This window comes from Nocardioides sp. LMS-CY, assembly GCF_018732145.1.
Classification (GTDB): Bacteria; Actinomycetota; Actinomycetes; order Propionibacteriales; family Nocardioidaceae; genus Nocardioides; species Nocardioides soli.
The window spans coordinates 4,638,262-4,653,252 of record NZ_CP076104.1 but is presented as its reverse complement, the minus strand read 5'-3'; the positions used below and the strand labels follow the sequence as shown (position 1 = coordinate 4,653,252).

Annotated in this window: 14 protein-coding genes; 8 read left to right on the top strand and 6 right to left on the bottom strand. The window is 73.8% G+C overall.

The window, feature by feature from the left end; translation table 11 throughout:
- Nucleotides 1-12: 12 nt before the first annotated feature.
- Complete coding sequence (locus KM427_RS22045; protein WP_252274754.1) at nt 13-732, top strand: GntR family transcriptional regulator; 720 nt, start codon at nt 13-15, stop codon at nt 730-732.
- An 11-nt stretch (nt 733-743) separates the two neighbouring features.
- Here the strand turns inward: KM427_RS22045 and KM427_RS22040 are convergent, their stop codons facing one another.
- Nucleotides 744-1,088, bottom strand: coding sequence for a DUF8819 family protein (locus tag KM427_RS22040; protein WP_183591928.1), 345 nt, complete (start codon nt 1,086-1,088; stop codon nt 744-746).
- An 84-nt stretch (nt 1,089-1,172) separates the two neighbouring features.
- On the opposite strand from KM427_RS22040, the gene KM427_RS22035 reads away from it, so the two are divergent.
- Both KM427_RS22035 and KM427_RS22030 read left to right on the top strand, forming a co-directional pair.
- The gene (locus KM427_RS22035) at nt 1,173-1,892 is read left to right on the top strand and encodes a copper homeostasis protein CutC (RefSeq protein ID WP_183591927.1); all 720 of its coding nucleotides are present in this window, start codon (nt 1,173-1,175) and stop codon (nt 1,890-1,892) included.
- The gene (locus tag KM427_RS22030; RefSeq protein ID WP_183591926.1) at nt 1,889-2,155 is read left to right on the top strand and encodes a DUF4031 domain-containing protein; all 267 of its coding nucleotides are present in this window, start codon (nt 1,889-1,891) and stop codon (nt 2,153-2,155) included. Before KM427_RS22035 ends, KM427_RS22030 begins: the two co-directional genes overlap by 4 nt.
- A 46-nt stretch (nt 2,156-2,201) precedes the next feature.
- Here KM427_RS22030 and KM427_RS22025 read toward each other — a convergent pair whose 3' ends face one another.
- Nucleotides 2,202-2,810, bottom strand: a complete 609-nt coding sequence (locus tag KM427_RS22025) for an HD domain-containing protein (RefSeq protein ID WP_215525306.1) — start codon at nt 2,808-2,810, stop codon at nt 2,202-2,204.
- Between the two features lie 81 nt (nt 2,811-2,891).
- Between KM427_RS22025 and KM427_RS22020 the strand changes: the two genes are divergently transcribed.
- Nucleotides 2,892-3,263, top strand: a complete 372-nt coding sequence (locus KM427_RS22020; protein WP_183591924.1) for a nuclear transport factor 2 family protein — start codon at nt 2,892-2,894, stop codon at nt 3,261-3,263.
- Between the two features lie 3 nt (nt 3,264-3,266).
- Here KM427_RS22020 and KM427_RS22015 read toward each other — a convergent pair whose 3' ends face one another.
- Nucleotides 3,267-4,523: an MSCRAMM family protein gene (locus tag KM427_RS22015; protein ID WP_215525305.1), complete on the bottom strand. Its 1,257-nt coding sequence runs from the start codon at nt 4,521-4,523 to the stop codon at nt 3,267-3,269.
- A 1-nt stretch (nt 4,524) separates the two neighbouring features.
- Nucleotides 4,525-5,394 (bottom strand): oxygenase MpaB family protein, encoded by an 870-nt coding sequence (locus tag KM427_RS22010; RefSeq protein WP_183591922.1) that lies wholly within the window; start codon nt 5,392-5,394, stop codon nt 4,525-4,527.
- A gap of 30 nt (nt 5,395-5,424) precedes the next feature.
- Between KM427_RS22010 and KM427_RS22005 the strand changes: the two genes are divergently transcribed.
- On the top strand, nt 5,425-7,017 hold the full coding sequence (locus tag KM427_RS22005; protein WP_215525304.1) for an alpha/beta fold hydrolase: 1,593 nt from the start codon (nt 5,425-5,427) through the stop codon (nt 7,015-7,017).
- Between the two features lie 3 nt (nt 7,018-7,020).
- Here KM427_RS22005 and serA read toward each other — a convergent pair whose 3' ends face one another.
- Nucleotides 7,021-8,220, bottom strand: coding sequence for a phosphoglycerate dehydrogenase (gene serA, locus KM427_RS22000; protein WP_215525303.1), 1,200 nt, complete (start codon nt 8,218-8,220; stop codon nt 7,021-7,023).
- A gap of 153 nt (nt 8,221-8,373) precedes the next feature.
- On the opposite strand from serA, the gene KM427_RS21995 reads away from it, so the two are divergent.
- On the top strand, nt 8,374-11,085 hold the full coding sequence (locus KM427_RS21995) for an alpha/beta hydrolase (RefSeq protein WP_215525302.1): 2,712 nt from the start codon (nt 8,374-8,376) through the stop codon (nt 11,083-11,085).
- Nucleotide 11,086: 1 nt separating this feature from the next.
- Here KM427_RS21995 and KM427_RS21990 read toward each other — a convergent pair whose 3' ends face one another.
- Nucleotides 11,087-12,442 (bottom strand): TrpB-like pyridoxal phosphate-dependent enzyme, encoded by a 1,356-nt coding sequence (locus KM427_RS21990; protein WP_215525301.1) that lies wholly within the window; start codon nt 12,440-12,442, stop codon nt 11,087-11,089.
- Between the two features lie 42 nt (nt 12,443-12,484).
- Here KM427_RS21990 and KM427_RS21985 point away from each other — a divergent pair, with 42 nt between their 5' ends.
- Nucleotides 12,485-13,138, top strand: coding sequence for an aspartate/glutamate racemase family protein (locus KM427_RS21985; protein WP_215525300.1), 654 nt, complete (start codon nt 12,485-12,487; stop codon nt 13,136-13,138).
- Between the two features lie 452 nt (nt 13,139-13,590).
- Nucleotides 13,591-14,985, top strand: a complete 1,395-nt coding sequence (locus tag KM427_RS21980; protein ID WP_215525299.1) for an HNH endonuclease — start codon at nt 13,591-13,593, stop codon at nt 14,983-14,985.
- The last annotated feature ends 6 nt before the right edge of the window (nt 14,986-14,991 follow it).

Here is a 14,991-nt window from a genome sequence, read left to right as displayed (position 1 = left end):
TACAGTGCAAGCGTGGACGAGCTGCTGGTGACCGAGGGGCGTGCCCTGAAACACGTCCAGGTGCGTGAGTACGTGCGCGCCCTCGTCGCGGGAGCGGCACCCGGTTCACCCGCACCGTCGGAGCGCGAGCTGGTGCACCGTTTCGGGGTCGCCCGGATGACGGTGAGGCAGGCGATGGACGCCCTCGTGGTCGAGGGGCTGCTCGAGCGCATTCCCGGGCGGGGCACCTTCGTGGCCCGCCCGCGACGTACGGCGAGCACGCTGACGAGCTTCTCCGAGGAGATGGCCCGACGGGGGCTGCTCGCGGAGTCGCAGACGCTGCTGGCCCGGCGCGAGCAGGCCGGGCCCGGGGTCGCCCGGGCCCTGAACCTGACCGAGGGCGACGCCGTGATCCACTGGCGCCGGCTGCGCCGGGCCGACGGCCAGCCGATGTGCCTCGAGGACGCCTACCTCAACGAGGTGCTGATCCCCGGCTTCCTGCAGAGCGGGATGCCCACCAGCCTGTACGACGCGCTCGAGTCGCGCGGCCTGCGCCCGACCTGGGCCGAGGACTCCATCACCGCCGACGTGGTGTCGGAGGAGGAGGCGGAGCACCTGGCGCTGTCTCCCGGCGACCCGGTGCTGCGGCACTCGCGGCGCGGTCTCGCCGGTGAGAAGGTCGTCGAGGTGTCGCGCACCGTCTACCGCGCCGACCGCTACACGATGTGGCTCCAGGTCGGCGCCGAGGGCTGATCCGGCCCCCGTCACAGCCCCCCGAGCGGCGCGACGACGTCGCCGCTCTCCTCGCAGACCCACACCGGGTCGGGACCGCCCAGGTCCGGCTGGATGTAGAGCATGTGCAGTGGTGCGCCGTTCCCGCAGTCGTGGCACAGCGGCCAGCGGCCCACGGACTCGAAGAGCGCGTCCTGCACGTCCTGGGCGACCAGCCCGGCGACGTACTGCTCGCCCTCCGGCCACTGCTCGGCCCACCACCGACGCTGGGCGACCGCCTCCTCGAGGGCCGAGACCGCGGTCGCGGTGGCATGGTCGCGCGCTTGGAGGTCGGCCAGGACCCGGGCCCGCGCGTCGAACAGCAGGGCGTTGTCCATTCCCCCATCATGCCCCGCACCGGAAAGGCGGACCGGTCAGCGCGGCTCCCGCGCTGAGGTCCCCGTCGCTCCTACCATCGACACATGGGACCGGTCCTGCTCGAGGTCGCCGTCCTCGATCCGCGCGACGTCCGCGGGGCGGAGGAGGGTGGCGCCGACCGTCTGCTCCTCGCCACCGCGGAGGGGATGTCCCCCGAGCCCGCCCTCGTCTCGGCCGTCTGCCGCGAGACCGAGCTGCCCGTCCACGTCGTGCTGCGGCTCAACGACACGTGGAGCACCACCGGCGGTGAGCTGACCCGCCTGGTCGGGCTCGGCGAGGACTACGTCGGCTCGGGTGCCGCCGGCTTCTCGTTCGGCTTCCTCGACGCCGACCTCGAGGTCGACACGGAGGTCTGCGGCTACCTCGTCGCGCAGCTCCCGCGGCTGCCCTGGACCTTCGGCCGTGCCGTCGACGACACCCTCGACCTGCGTCGCTCGTGGCGCCGGCTGACGGGCCCGTCCGGCCCCTCCGGGCTGGTCGGCGTGCGGTCCGCGGGCTCGCCGCGCGGCCTCGACGCGGGGTACGACGAGCTGCTCGCCCTCGCCTCCGGCGATCCGGTCGTGGCCCGCACCCTGCTGCCCGGCGGCGGGCTGGTCGCCGAGCAGGTGCCGTGGTTGGTGCGCGCCGGCGTCCGGCAGTTCCACCTCGACGCCCAGGCCCGGCCCGGCGGCTCCTGGCGGGCGTACGTCGACGCCGGCCACGTCCGCTCCTGGCGGCTGCTCCTCGACGACGCCGCCGAGCGGATCGCCCGCAGCGCCGGATGATCCTCATCGACCCGCCCAACGCGGCCGGGCACGGGCGGCTGTGGTCGCACCTGGCCAGCGACACCTCCTACGACGAGCTGCACATCTTCGCCGCCACCCTCGGCATCCCGCCCCGTGGCTTCGACCGCGACCACTACGACGTGCCCGCCGACTGGTACGCCGACGTGGTCGCCGCCGGCGCGGTCCCGGTCACCTCGCGCGAGCTGGTCGCCCGCCTGACCGCCGCGGGCCTGCGCAGGCGGAAGGGCCGGCCGTCGGGATAGCCACAGACGTTGTGGTCGTTCCGAGCGTGCGGGAACGACCACACTGTCACTGGGTATCGCTCGCCAGCGCCACCAGCTCGCGGTCGACGTTGGCCCGGGCGGGGTCCTCCCAGGCGGCGCGGGCGTGGGGGGTCTGGAAGAGGTGCGGTTTGGCGAGCAGGTCGCGCAGGACGGCCGAGCGGCCGGCGGCGAAGTCGGCGTCGGGCACGTGGGCGTACTCCTCGCGGATCGCCGCGGCGTACTCGGCGTACCGCTCCGGGGGTGCGGCGAGGATCGCGAGGTCGGCGTCGGAGAGCGCGCACCCGTTGCGGTCGCCGTCCTCGGGCCGGTGGTGCTCGGTCATCAGGACCAGCCGCACCACCTCGTCGACGACGGCCCGGTCGACCCACGCGGGCAGCGCCCGCGCGGCCCAGTCGGCGGAGCGTCGCTCGGCGTCGGGCCGCCCGTCGTAGACGCCGTCGTGGAACCACGCCGCCAGCGCGACCGCCGTGCGGTCGAACGCCGTGCCGTGCGCCGCCAGCTCGTCGAGCCGCCCCAGCACCTCCGCCAGGTGTCGGGTGTCGTGGTAGCGCCGGCCGGGCTCGGCGTACGCCGCCAGGATCTCGGCGCCCAGCGGCCGGGCGTCGGGCAGCGGCCAGTCGAGGAGGAGGTCCACGCCGTGCATTCAAGACCCCGGAGTTGAGCTGCCGCTACAGTGGTCGCCAACAAGAACGTGTTCTAGTTTCAAGGAGGCCCCGTGGCCGCGAGTGTGGACCGGATCCGCGAGGTCGTCGAGACGTACGTGCGGCTCGTCGGCTCCGGCACGTCGGACGAGATCGTCGCCCTGTACGCCGAGGACGCTACCGTCGAGGACCCGGTCGGCACCGACGTGCGCTCCGGGTCCGCGATCAAGGAGTTCTACTCCACCCTCGACGGGCTGGAGCAGGAGTCGCGGCTGCTGGCGCTGCGGATCGCCGGCGGCGAGGCGGTCTTCCACTTCGAGATCGTCACCCGGGCCGACGGCGCGACGTACACGCTCGCGCCGATCGACGTGATGACCTTCGACGACGAGGGCCGGATCACCGGCATGCGCGCCTACTGGGGCGACGCCGACATGGTGATCGGCTGAGCGTCAGTCGCAGGGGGCGGCCTGCCCCGGCGTCCGGCCGACGCCGATGGCGCCGAGCGACGTCTCCTTGCCCTGTGTCACGGAGACGCCCGGCAGCGAGGTCGGGTCGAACCGGCAGTAGGACACGGTCTGCGCCCACCCCCCGCTGAGCGGGTCCGGGTTGATGACCACGGTCAGGTTGCGCTGGGTGGCCAGCTGGCCGTCGAGGGTGAACGCCCCGGCGTCCGAGGCCTTCGTCTCGTCCAGCTTGGTGCCGTAGGCGTCGTAGAGCTGCACCTGCGCGCCCGGCAGGGGGTACGCCGGCGCACCCGCGTCGACGGCGCGGCCGGTGATCCAGCCGCCGCGCCTGGTGACCTTGTAGGTGCCGATCGAGGCGCGGTGGGAGCGGACGTTGGCCTTCTGGATGCGCCCCTGGCTCGCCAGCCAGTTGCCGGCACCGTCGAACTTGAGCCGGTAGCGGCCGGGGTAGACGCCCTTGAACACCGCCGTGCCGCCGCGGGCGGTCGCGGTCCACCACTGGCCGGTCTTCGCGCTGGTCACGGTGACGGTGGTCCGGCCGCCGAGCGCTGACCCGTCGGGTGTGTAGAGCAGCACCCGCAGCGAGCCCGACCGCTGCCGCAGCCGGATCCGGACGTCCTTGCCCCTCCCCGTCCGGACCTTCCCGACCCAGGTGCTCTTGCCCACCCAGTTCTTCTTCTTGTCCCACGCGAACACCGACCACGTGCCCTCGGGCAGCCCGCCGATCGCGAACTGGCCGCGGCCGTTGGCGGTGGTGTCGAAGGACTGGTCCCGGCCGTCGGGCAGCGTGCGGGCGACGGCGACGCGCGCCTTCCCGCCAGGTCCGGACCCGGTGGTGACCCGGCCGGTGACGAAGGCGCCGTGCTTCATCGTGACGTCCTTGACCGTCGGCTTGCGGGCGCTGACGGTGACCTTCACGTCGGTGGGCGCGTACTTGTCCGTGCGCCACGAGGGGCGCTGGTCGACGAACTGGAGCCAGTAGGTGCCCGGCGCCAGGTTCAGCGCGTACGAGCCGCCGTTCGCGTTCTTCTGCCCGAGGTACTGCCAGTCCTTGGTGAACCAGAGCACGCGCACGTTCGGGGCCTTGTGCTTGCCGAGGCCGGGGAAGTTGATGAATCCGGCCACGGGCCGGGTGTCGGCCGGCGCGGCGCCGACGCGCGCGGGTGCGACCAGCACGAGCGCCGAGGCGAGGAGTGCGGCGAGGACCAGCACGGCGGACCGCGAGCGGGCGTGAGCGAGCATGTCAGTCATCGTAGGTGTGCGCCCGTGGCGCCATCGCCCACCGGATCGTGCCGGTCGCGGCGCCGCCGAGGGCGCGCACGACCGTGCGCTCCGAGATCGGGAGCCACGGCAGCCGCAGCGGCAGGCGGGTCCAGCGCGGCATCAGGCCGACGGCGGCGGCCGCGATCGCGGCGTACGGCGGCCGCGCGACCAGCGGCAGCGGCGGCCGGAGCAGCAGGTAGCCGACGGTGGCGCGGGCCTCGGGGGTGCCGCGCAGCTCGGGGCGGTACGCCGCGAGCCGGGCCGCCAGCTCGGCCTCGGTGCTCGGTGGGTCGACGACCCCGAGCCGGGCGGCCACGAGCGCGGTCTGCGCGACGTACTCGTCCCGCTCCGCACCGGTCAGCGGGTCGCGGCCGTAGACGGTGTGCGCCCGCAGGAAGCTGTCGATCTCGGCGACGTGCACCCAGCCGAGCAGGTGCGGGTCGGAGGCGGCGTACGGCGTGCCGTCGGGCATCGTGCCGGTGATCCGCTCGTGGATGCGACGCACGGCACCGACGGCCTGCTCGGCGTCGTCGGCCGTGCCGAAGGTCGTCACGGCGATGAAGCGGCTGGTGCGGGCGAGCCGGCCCCAGGCGTCGTCGCGGTAGTCGGAGTGCTCGACGACGCCGCGCATCGCCGCCGGGTGCAGGGTCTGCAGCAGCAGCGCCCGGAGCCCGCCGACGAACATCGACGCGTCGCCGTGCACCCGCGCGATCGGGCTGTCCGCCTCGAACCAGCGCGGCCCCGGGCGACCGTGGATGCGCGCGGCGTGCCGTCCGCCGTCGGGTCCCGCGACCCGCAGGAAGAGCTGCTGCCCGATCCGGTCCCGCACCGTCGGCACGACGCTTGCCATACGACGACCCTACGGGTTCTGATCTACCCCATGCGCTCGAAGACGGTGGCGGCCGCGGCCGCCGGGACCCTGGCCGCAGCACTGGCGACGATCGTGCCCGCGACGGTGCCGGCGGCGGTGGGCGGGACCGCCGCTCCGGCCGCCTTCCAGGTGCAGCCGGTCGCCTGGGGCCGCTGCGCGGACAAGAGCCTGCGCTCGGCCGGGGCCGAGTGCGGCACGCTCACGGTCCCGCTCGACCACGCCGACCCGGCCGGCCCGACCATCGGGCTGGCGGTCGCGCGGGTGCGGCACACCAAGCAGCCCTACCGCGGCGCGGTCTTCACCAACCCCGGCGGCCCCGGCAGCGACGGCACCTGGGTCGCGTCGTACGGCCAGTACGTGCCGCGCCAGGTCGGCCTGACCTACGACTGGTACGGCATCGACCCGCGCGGCACCGGCGCGAGCGACCCGATCCTCACCTGCGACAGCTCGTACTTCGGCTGGGACCGGCCCGACTACGTGCCGGCCACCGCGAAGACGATGAAGCAGTGGCGGACGAGGACCGAGCGGTACGCCCAGGACTGCGGCAAGGCGAAGGCGCGCCGGCTGCTCGACCATGTCCGCACCACCGACACGGCGGCCGACTTCGACCTGCTGCGCCAGGCGATCGGGCTCGAGAAGGTCACGATCTTCGGCTTCTCCTACGGCACCTACCTCGCGCAGGTCTACGCGACGCTCTTCCCGGGTCACGTGCAGGCGCTGGTGATGGACGGCGTGGTCGACCCCGACCGGGTCTTCTACCGGTCGAACCTCGACCAGGACCCGGCGTTCCAGAAGTCCTTCGACGCCTTCCTGACCTGGGTCGCGAAGTACCCGAGGACCTACCACCTCGGCGCCAGCCGCACGGCGGTCGAGAAGCGCTACCGGCAGCTCCGCCAGCAGCTCGCCCGGAAGCCTGCCGGCGGCAAGGTCGGGCCCGACGAGCTCGACGACGCCCTGCTCAACGCGGGCTACTTCAACGGCTACTACCCGTACGTCGCCGACGCGTTCGCGGCGCTGGCCAACAAGGGCCGGGCGGCCGGCATCAAGGCGCTCTACCGCAGCTCCAACCCGACCGGGAAGGCCGCCGACAACGGCTACGCGATGTACCTCGCCACCGAGTGCACCGACGCCATCTGGCCCACGGCGTGGCAGACCTGGCGCAAGGACAGCGAGCGCCTGCACCGGAAGGCGCCGTTCCTCACCTGGGCCAACAACTGGTTCAACGCCCCCTGCCGCACCTGGCCGGTCAAGGGCACCCAGCGCGTGCAGGTGACCGGAGCCGGCCTCGACGGCGTGCCGATCCTGCTGCTCAGCGAGACCCACGACGCGGCGACGCCGTACGCCGGCGCGCTCGCGGTCCGCCGGATCTTCCCGGGCGCGTCGCTGGTCGCCGGCGTCGGCGGCTACTCCCACGCGGTGTCGCTGTCGGGCGTCGCGTGCACCGACAACGCGATCGCCGACGTGCTGGCGAGCGGGGCGCTGCCCCGGCGCAAGGCCGGCAACGGCGCCGACAAGGAGTGCCGGCCGCTGGCCGCCCCGAAGCCGCCGAAGAAGGGCGCCCGGGTGGCCCCGCCGCCCCACCGCACCTGGTGGGGCCGCTGAGCCTCAGGCGTCCCAGGTGCGCAGCCAGATGGTGTGCTCCGACTGCGCGAGCTTGGCGAGCGCCTCGGCGGGCAGCGGGTCGAGGGTGTCGGTGACGACGTAGCCCTGCTCGCCGCGGGTGGAGAGGTACTGCGCGTTGATGTTGTCGCCGCCCTCGGCGAGGATCCGGTTCACGTGGGCGAGCACGCCCGGCACGTTCACGTGCAGGTAGCCGACCCGGTGGCCGACCTGCAGCTGCGGCGCCTGCACCGCCGGGAGGTTCACCGACAGCTCGGTGCGGCCCTCCTGGGCGAAGCCCGCGAGCTTGCCCGCGACGAAGTAGCCGATCTCCTCCTGCGCCTCCTGCGTGGAGCCGCCGACGTGCGGGGTGAGGATCACGTTGTCGAGGCCGCGCAGCACCGACTCGAACGGGTCGCCCTGGGCCTTCGGCTCGACCGGGAAGACGTCGAGCGCCGCACCGGCGATGTGGCCCGAGAGGATGTTCTCGCGCAGCGCGGCGTCGTCGACGACCATGCCGCGGGCGGCGTTGATGAACAGGCTGCGGGGCTTCATCTTCGCGAACTGCTCGGCACCGAACATGCCCGCGTTGCCCGGCCGTCCGTCGACGTGGAGGCTCACGACGTCGGCCTCGGCGAGCAGGTCGTCGAGCGTCCTCATCCGCCGGGCGTTGCCGTGCGCGAGCCGGTCGGCGGTGTCGAAGAAGATCACCCGCAGGCCCATCGACTCGGCCAGGTTGGACAGCTGGGTGCCGATGTTGCCGTAGCCGACGATGCCGAGGGTGCGGCCGCGGATCTCGTGGCTGCCCTTGGCCGACTTGTCCCAGACGCCGGCGTGCATCCGCTCGGTCTTCTCCGCGAGCCGGCGGGCCAGCACGATGATCTCGCCGATCACGAGCTCGACGACGCTGCGGGTGTTGGAGTAGGGCGCGTTGAACACCGCGATGCCGCGCTCGGCGGCCGCGGCCAGGTCGACCTGGTTGGTGCCGATGCAGAAGCAACCGACCGCGACCAGGTCGGACGCGGCCTCGAGCACGGCCGGGGTCAGGTGGGTGTTGGAGCGGATGCCGAGCAGGTGGACCCCCGGGAGGGTCTTGATGAGATCCTCCTCGGAGAGGGAGCTGCTCCGCAGCTCGACCTCGAAGCCGCGGCCTTCGAGGATCTCGACGGCGACCGGGTGGATGTTCTCGAGCAGGAGCGCCTTCACGATTGTCCAGCGTAGGCGCGTGTCCCGTCCGAGCCGAACTGGCGCCACTGGGTGGACGATCCGGCCGGCCGCTCGCCCCCTGTGATCCGACCGTGATCGCGTGTCTCGACGGTTCTCGGGCGCCCGTCGGCGGCGCCGGGCATGATTCGCCGCATGCCTCGTCGTACCAAGGCGGCCGTCGCCGCCCTCGCCCTCGCGCTCGCCGCCACCGTCGTGACCGCCGGCAGTGCCGGCTCCCTGCCCCGCGACGGGGCGCGGCCGGCCGCCGAGGCTGGCGGGGCCGGCACCGGCGCCTGGGATGTGCGCCAGCTCGCTCCGGGGCGCTACGTCGTGACGTGGACCTCACCGGGCAGCCTGCCGGTCACCTCCGATCGCCCGACCGTCGTCGGGCCGGAGGGCTGGGCGATCGGGACCACGACGGTCGCCGCCGACGGCCGCACCGTGCGCGCTCGGGTCGATGCGACGATGCGACCCGACCCGGCCCGGCTCGACGTCGTGCTGTCCGGCGCCCGGCTCGACGAGGGCGACTCCCAGCGCCCCCGCCAGGTCGCCGGCCAGCCCGACCCCGCGCTCGCCCTGCCGGGCATCCGCACCCTCGACACGGACCCGGGGACCCCGGGTCCGTACGCCGTGACGAGCAGCGACTACACGCTCGCGCCCGTGGCCGTGCGGGGCATGGCCGAGCCGATCGAGATGGTCGGCCACGTGGTCGAGCCGTCGGCCGAGGCCGCCACCGGGCCGCGGCCGCTGGTGCTGTTCCTGCACGGCCGGCACAGCTACTGCTACGACCCGTCCGACGAGCAGCAGTGGTCGGACACCTGGCCGTGCCGGGCGCCGTTCCGCGAGATCCCGAGCCAGCTGGGCTACGACTACCTCCAGCGGGTGCTGGCCTCGCAGGGCTACGCGACGGTGTCGGTGCGGGTCAACGGCATCAACGCGCAGGACGGCATGCTCGACGACGGCGGCGCCGACGCGCGCGCCCGCATCGTGCAGGCCCACCTCGACCACTGGGCCGGACTGGCGGCCGCCCGCCGGGTCGATCTGGGGCGCGTCGTGCTGGTCGGCCACAGCCGGGGTGGGGAGGGCGTCAACCGCGCCGCGATCCGGATCCCGCTGAGCGCCCCCTACCGCATCGCCGGGCAGGTGCTGATCGCGCCGACGGACTTCGCGTCGCAGACCGCGCCGTACGTGCCGACCGTGACCCTGCTGCCCTACTGCGACGGCGACGTGAGCGACCTCCAGGGCCAGCGGTTCACCGACGTCGCCCGCGACCTGGCCAGCGACGACACGGCGTTCCGCAGCAGCGTGCTGATGATGGGCGCCAACCACAACTACTTCAACACCGAGTGGACCCCCGCGACCGCGCAGGCACCCTCCGACGACGACTGGTACGGCGCGGCCGACCAGACCTGTGGGCGCCGCGACCCCCAGCGCCTCAGCGGCGCCGGGCAGCGCGCGGCCGCGACGGTGTACGTCGCGGGCGCGGTGCACCTCTTCGCGAAGGACGACCAGCGGGTGCTGCCGCTCTTCGACGGATCGCGGGCCCGGGTGACCTCGCAGGGCCGGGCCCAGACCCTCAGCCACGCGATCGGCGGCGGCCGGGTGCTGCGCACCCCGGCCGGCTCGACCGCGCTCGCGCTGCCCGACGGCGCCACCACCCGCTTCTGCCAGGGCACCCTCGCCGGCAACCGGGTCTCGTCGTGCGGCTCCGGCATCGGCATGGTCGCCGCCGCGCCGATGTGGCTGCAGCCGGGCGAGGCGGCGCCGGCCCGGAGCTTCTTCGAGATGGCGTGGACGGCGGCCGGGCAGTCCGGTGGCCTGCTGCTGCGCAGCCCGCTCGACCTCTCCGAGCGCCGGCTCGAGCTCCGCACGATCGTCGACAACCGCAGCGGCGCGAGCCTGCGGGTGCGGCTCACCGACGCCGCCGGCGCCAGCGCCGTGCTCGACCCCGTCGGTGGGCCCGCACTGCCCGGCCTCGGCACGTCCTCCGAGATCCGCAAGCTGTGGGCGCAGACCGTCGTCGTCGACCCCGCCGGCGCGGGCCTCGACCTGACCCGGATCGCCCGCGTCGACCTGGTCGGCGCCAGCGGTCGCGGCCGGGTGTGGGTGGCCGACCTCGCGGCCGCACCGGCCGGCCTGTCCGCCGTACCCGCCCGGCGGCTGCCGACCGTCGACGTCGCCGCGGTGCGGATCAAGGAGGGCGCGGGTGGCGCCACGGTGGCGCGGGTGCCCTTCCGGATCAACGGCACGCTCACCGAGCCCGCCCGCCTGGTCGTCTCGACCGTGGGCCAGTCGGTGCGCGACGTGCAGCGCTTCACCGTCGACCTGGCTCCGGGCCAGACCGGCGGCTTCATCCCGGTCGCCTACGACGCCGACACGCGTGCCGACTACCCGACGCTGGTCACCCAGGTGGTGGCGTGGGGGAGCCGCAACGTGATCACCGACCGCTACGCCGGCAAGCTCACCATCGTCGACGACGACCCGCGGCCGCGGGTCACCATCGAGCGGGTCTCGGCCCGGGTCGCCGAGGGCGAGCCCGCGCAGTGGCAGGTCCGGCTCTCGCGCCGGGTCGACTACGACGTCTCCGTCACCGGCAAGGTCGTGCGCGGCCCCGGCCCGTGGGTGCAGGTGGGCGACATCGCCAAGCGCTGGACCGACCAGTACGTCGGGCCGGTTAACCCGAGGCGGCCGCTGTGGCGCGCCCACGCGTCGACGTACGACTCGATCGCCCCCGGCGCGCGGACGCTGCTCGTCACGATCCCGACCCGGGCCGACCGCGAGGCGGAGCCGCCCGAGGCGCTGACGCTGCGGCTCCAGGCCGAGCGCCGGACGGTGCGCAGCACCGTCCGGCTCGTCTCGCCCTAGCTCAGACCACCGGCACCTCGGCCAGGGCGGCGTCCAGCGCCTCCTGGGAGAGCGGGTCGTCCTCGAGGCGACCGGAGAGGAAGCTGTCGTAGGCGCCGAGCTCGAGGAGCCCGTGGCCGGAGAGGCCGATCACGATGACCTTCTCCTCGCCCGACTCCGCGGCGGCGAGCGCCTCGCGCCGGGCCTGCGCCAGCGCGTGCGACGACTCCGGCGCGGCCACGATGCCCTGGGTGCGGGCGAACTCCAGCGCGCTCTCGAAGCACTCCGACTGGTGCAGCGCGGTCGCCTCGATCAGGCCCTCGTGGACGGCGTGCGAGACCAGCGGCGCCATGCCGTGGTAGCGCAGGCCGCCTGCGTGGATCGGCGACGGGACGAAGTCGTGGCCGAGCGTGTACATCTTCATCAGCGGCGTCAGGCCAGCGGTGTCGCCGAAGTCGTAGCGGTACTCGCCACGGGTCAGCGTCGGGCACGAGGTCGGCTCGACGGCGAGGATCCGCGGGCTCTGGGTGCCCGCGAGCTTCTCGCGCAGGAAGGGGAAGGAGAGGCCCGCGAAGTTGGAGCCGCCGCCCGCGCAGCCGATCACCACGTCGGCGCCGCTCTCGCCGGCCTTGGCCAGCTGGCGCAGCGCCTCCTCGCCGATCACCGTCTGGTGCAGCAGCACGTGGTTGAGCACGGAGCCCAGGGCGTACTTGGTGTTCTCGTCCTGGGCCGCCAGCTCGACGGCCTCGGAGATCGCGATGCCCAGCGAGCCCGGGTGGTTCTCCGGGAACGCCTTGCCCGAGTCCGTCATCCGGCTCGGGGAGCGGTGCACCGTGCCGCCGAAGACCTCGATCAGCGTGCGGCGCTGGGGCTTGGTGTCGTACGACGCCCCGACCTGCCACACCTCGCACTCCATCCCGAAGAGCGAGCACGCGTAGGACAGCGCCGTACCCCACTGGCCGGCCCCGGTCTCGGTCGTCAGCCGGGTCACGCCGTTCAGGGAGTTGTAGTAGACCTGCGGCACCGAGGTGTTGGTCTTGTGCGAGCCGGCGGGCGAGACGCCCTCGTACTTGTAGTAGATCCGGGCCGGCGTCCCGAGCTTCTGCTCCCAGCGGCGCGCGCGGAAGAGCGGGCTCGGCCGGTACTGGCGGTAGACCTCGCGGACCGGCTCGGGGATCTCGACGTACCGCTCGGTCGTGACCTCCTGCATGATCAGCTCGATCGGGAAGAGCGGGGCGAGGTCGTCGGGCCCGACCGGCTCGCGCGTGCCCGGGTGCAGCGGCGGGGGAGGCGGCGTCGGGAGGTCGGCCACCAGGTTGTACCAGTGGGTGACCTGCTCGGACTCGTCGAGGGTGAACATGACCTGGTCGTCGCTCATGCTCGGTCACGCTAGCGGTCCGCGACCGGTCAGGATGTCCCTATGTCGAAGGTTGGATTCCTGCACACCGCCGAGGTGCACGTCGGCACCTTCGACGCGCTGGTCGGCACCGCCGCGACGACGGTGCACGTGGTCGAGCCCGCGCTGCTCGAGCGGGCCCGCCGCGACGGTCCCACCCGAGACGTCGAGTCGGGCGTGCGGGCCGCACTCGCCGGGCTGGCCGACGCCGGGGCGTCGGTGGTGGTGTGCACCTGCTCGACCCTGGGTCCGCTCGCCGAGGGCGCGGCCGGCCTGCCCGTCCCGGTGCTCCGCGTCGACCGGCCGATGGCCCGCCATGCCGTCGGCCTCGGCCCCCGGATCGCGGTGGTCGCCGCCGTCGAGTCGACGCTGGTCCCGACCCGCGAGCTGCTCGTCGACGAGGCCGCCCGCGCCGGCGTCACCCCGGTGCTCACCGAGGTGTGCGTGCCGGCGGCCTGGGCGCGGTTCGAGGCGGGCGACACGAGTGCCTACCTGGCGGCGATCGCGGACGCCGCGCGCTCGGCCGCCTCCGGTCCGCCTCCGGTCGACGTCGTCGTGCTGGCCCAGGCGAGCATGGCCGGCGCCGTCGACCTGCTCCACGACCCGCCCGTCCCGGTCCTCGCCAGCCCGAGGCTCGCGGTCGACGCAGCCCTGCAGGCGGCCGGCGTCGGTGGTTGAGGAAGGCGCGCCCACGGTGGTTGAGGAAGGCGCGCCCACGGTGGTTGAGGAAGGCGCGCCCACGGTGGTTGAGGAAGGCGCGCCCACGGTGGTTGAGGAAGGCGCACCCACGGTGGTTGAGGAAGGCGCGCTAGCGCCTGTCTCGAAACCACCCGCCGGTGTCGGGGGAGTGTCGGCGTCCTCCCGCGGACCCGTTCGGCGCCTATCGGGAGGACGCCGACCTGTGGTCGGGACTGGGTCGCGTTTGTGGCGGTTTCGAGACGGTTGCTAGCGCAACCTCCTCAACCACCGTCCTCGGAACTGGTCGCGTCGGGGGCACGGTGGTTGAGGAAGGCGCGCCCACGGTGGTTGAGGAAGGCGCGCTAGCGCCTGTCTCGAAACCACCACGAACCTGGGCGAAACTCGCCGCCCAACCCCTTGTGTGATCGAACAGTCGTTCGATACAATGAGGTATGGCGCTGATCTCGGACACCCACCTCGACCCCACGGTCGACCCCACGGTCGACCCCGGTGCCATGCCCGAGATGCCCGAGATGCCCGAGATGCCCGAGATACCCGAGATGCCCGATGTGTCGGGGATGAGCGAGGCGGAGCTGGTGGACGCGATCCGCGCCCTCGAGGACACCAAGGCGAGGGCCTGCGCGGTCCAGGCGCGGTTGACCCGGGTGCTGGATGCGCGGGTGAGGGCCCGGCACGCCGACCAGGGGGTGCCGGCGGCACGGCGGGGGCGGGACGTGCCCGGTCTGGTGGCCTACGCCCGCCGGGAGTCCCCCGCGCGGGGCACGCGGTTGTTGGGGTTCGCGCACGCCCTGGCCGAGCTCCCCTCGACGGAGGCCGCGCTGGCGGCCGGGGTGGTGTCGGAGTGGCGGGCGATCCTGATCGCCCGCGAGACCGCCTGCCTCCAACCCGGACACCGGGCGATCGTCGATGAGCAGCTCGCCGCCCCCGGTCCCGACGGCGCCTATCGGTTCGAGGGGTGGGGCGACCGACGACTCGTCGCGCAGACCCGGGCGCTGGTCGCCGGCCTGGACCCGGCCGCGGTGGTCGACCGCCGCGCGAAGGCGGAGGCCGACCGGCACGTGAGCCTGCGGCCCGCGCCGGACACGATGGCCCGGCTTTCGGTGCTGCTGCCGGTCGCTCAGGGTGTCGCGGCCTACGCCACCCTGACCCGGGCCGCCGACCAGGCTCGTGCCCAAGGCGACTCCCGCAGCCGGGGTCAGGTGATGACCGACACCCTCGTCGAGCTCGTCACCGGACAGGCCACGGCGGAGGCGGTCCCGGTCACGGTCAACCTGACCGTCTCCGACCACACCCTCCTCGCCGGCGGACACGAGCCCGCCTGGCTGACCGGCTACGGCCCCCTGACCGCCGACCACGCCCGCGACCTCGCCGCCACCGCCCAGGCACAGACGGCGCAGGTGGCGCTGCGGCGGCTCTACGTGGCCCCCGAGACCGGCACCCTCGTCGCGATGGAGACCCGCGCCCGGGCGTTCCCGAAGGCCCTCGGCCTGTTCCTTGACCTGCGCGACCAGACCTGTCGTACCCCCTGGTGCAACGCCCCCGTGCGCCACCACGACCACATCACCGACCACGCCGACGGCGGACCCACCTCCGCGGTCAACGGCCAAGGCCTGTGCGAGCAGTGCAACCACACCAAACAAGCCCCCGGCTGGCGCGCCAGACCACTGGCCGGCCCGCCCGATCAGCACGTCGTCGAGACCACCCTGCCCACCGGACACGTCATCCGATCGGCAGCACCACGCGCACCCACCCCCAGCCGCGTCGTACCCCTGGGCCACAGCGGACTCCACCTCATCCACCACCAGCTCAACTGGCACGCCGCATAGCCTGCT

Bases quoted from the DNA above. Each gene is read 5' to 3' on its own strand.
- KM427_RS21995 (WP_215525302.1), top strand. From the start codon at position 8,374: ATGCCTCGTCGTACCAAGGCGGCCGTCGCCGCCCTCGCCCTCGCGCTC.
- KM427_RS21985 (WP_215525300.1), top strand. From the start codon at position 12,485: ATGTCGAAGGTTGGATTCCTGCACACCGCCGAGGTGCACGTCGGCACC.
- KM427_RS21980 (WP_215525299.1), top strand. From the start codon at position 13,591: ATGGCGCTGATCTCGGACACCCACCTCGACCCCACGGTCGACCCCACG.
- KM427_RS21990 (WP_215525301.1), bottom strand. From the start codon at position 12,442: ATGAGCGACGACCAGGTCATGTTCACCCTCGACGAGTCCGAGCAGGTC.
- KM427_RS22010 (WP_183591922.1), bottom strand. From the start codon at position 5,394: ATGGCAAGCGTCGTGCCGACGGTGCGGGACCGGATCGGGCAGCAGCTC.
- KM427_RS22005 (WP_215525304.1), top strand. From the start codon at position 5,425: ATGCGCTCGAAGACGGTGGCGGCCGCGGCCGCCGGGACCCTGGCCGCA.
- KM427_RS22015 (WP_215525305.1), bottom strand. From the start codon at position 4,523: ATGCTCGCTCACGCCCGCTCGCGGTCCGCCGTGCTGGTCCTCGCCGCA.
- KM427_RS22030 (WP_183591926.1), top strand. From the start codon at position 1,889: ATGATCCTCATCGACCCGCCCAACGCGGCCGGGCACGGGCGGCTGTGG.
- KM427_RS22035 (WP_183591927.1), top strand. From the start codon at position 1,173: ATGGGACCGGTCCTGCTCGAGGTCGCCGTCCTCGATCCGCGCGACGTC.
- KM427_RS22040 (WP_183591928.1), bottom strand. From the start codon at position 1,088: ATGGACAACGCCCTGCTGTTCGACGCGCGGGCCCGGGTCCTGGCCGAC.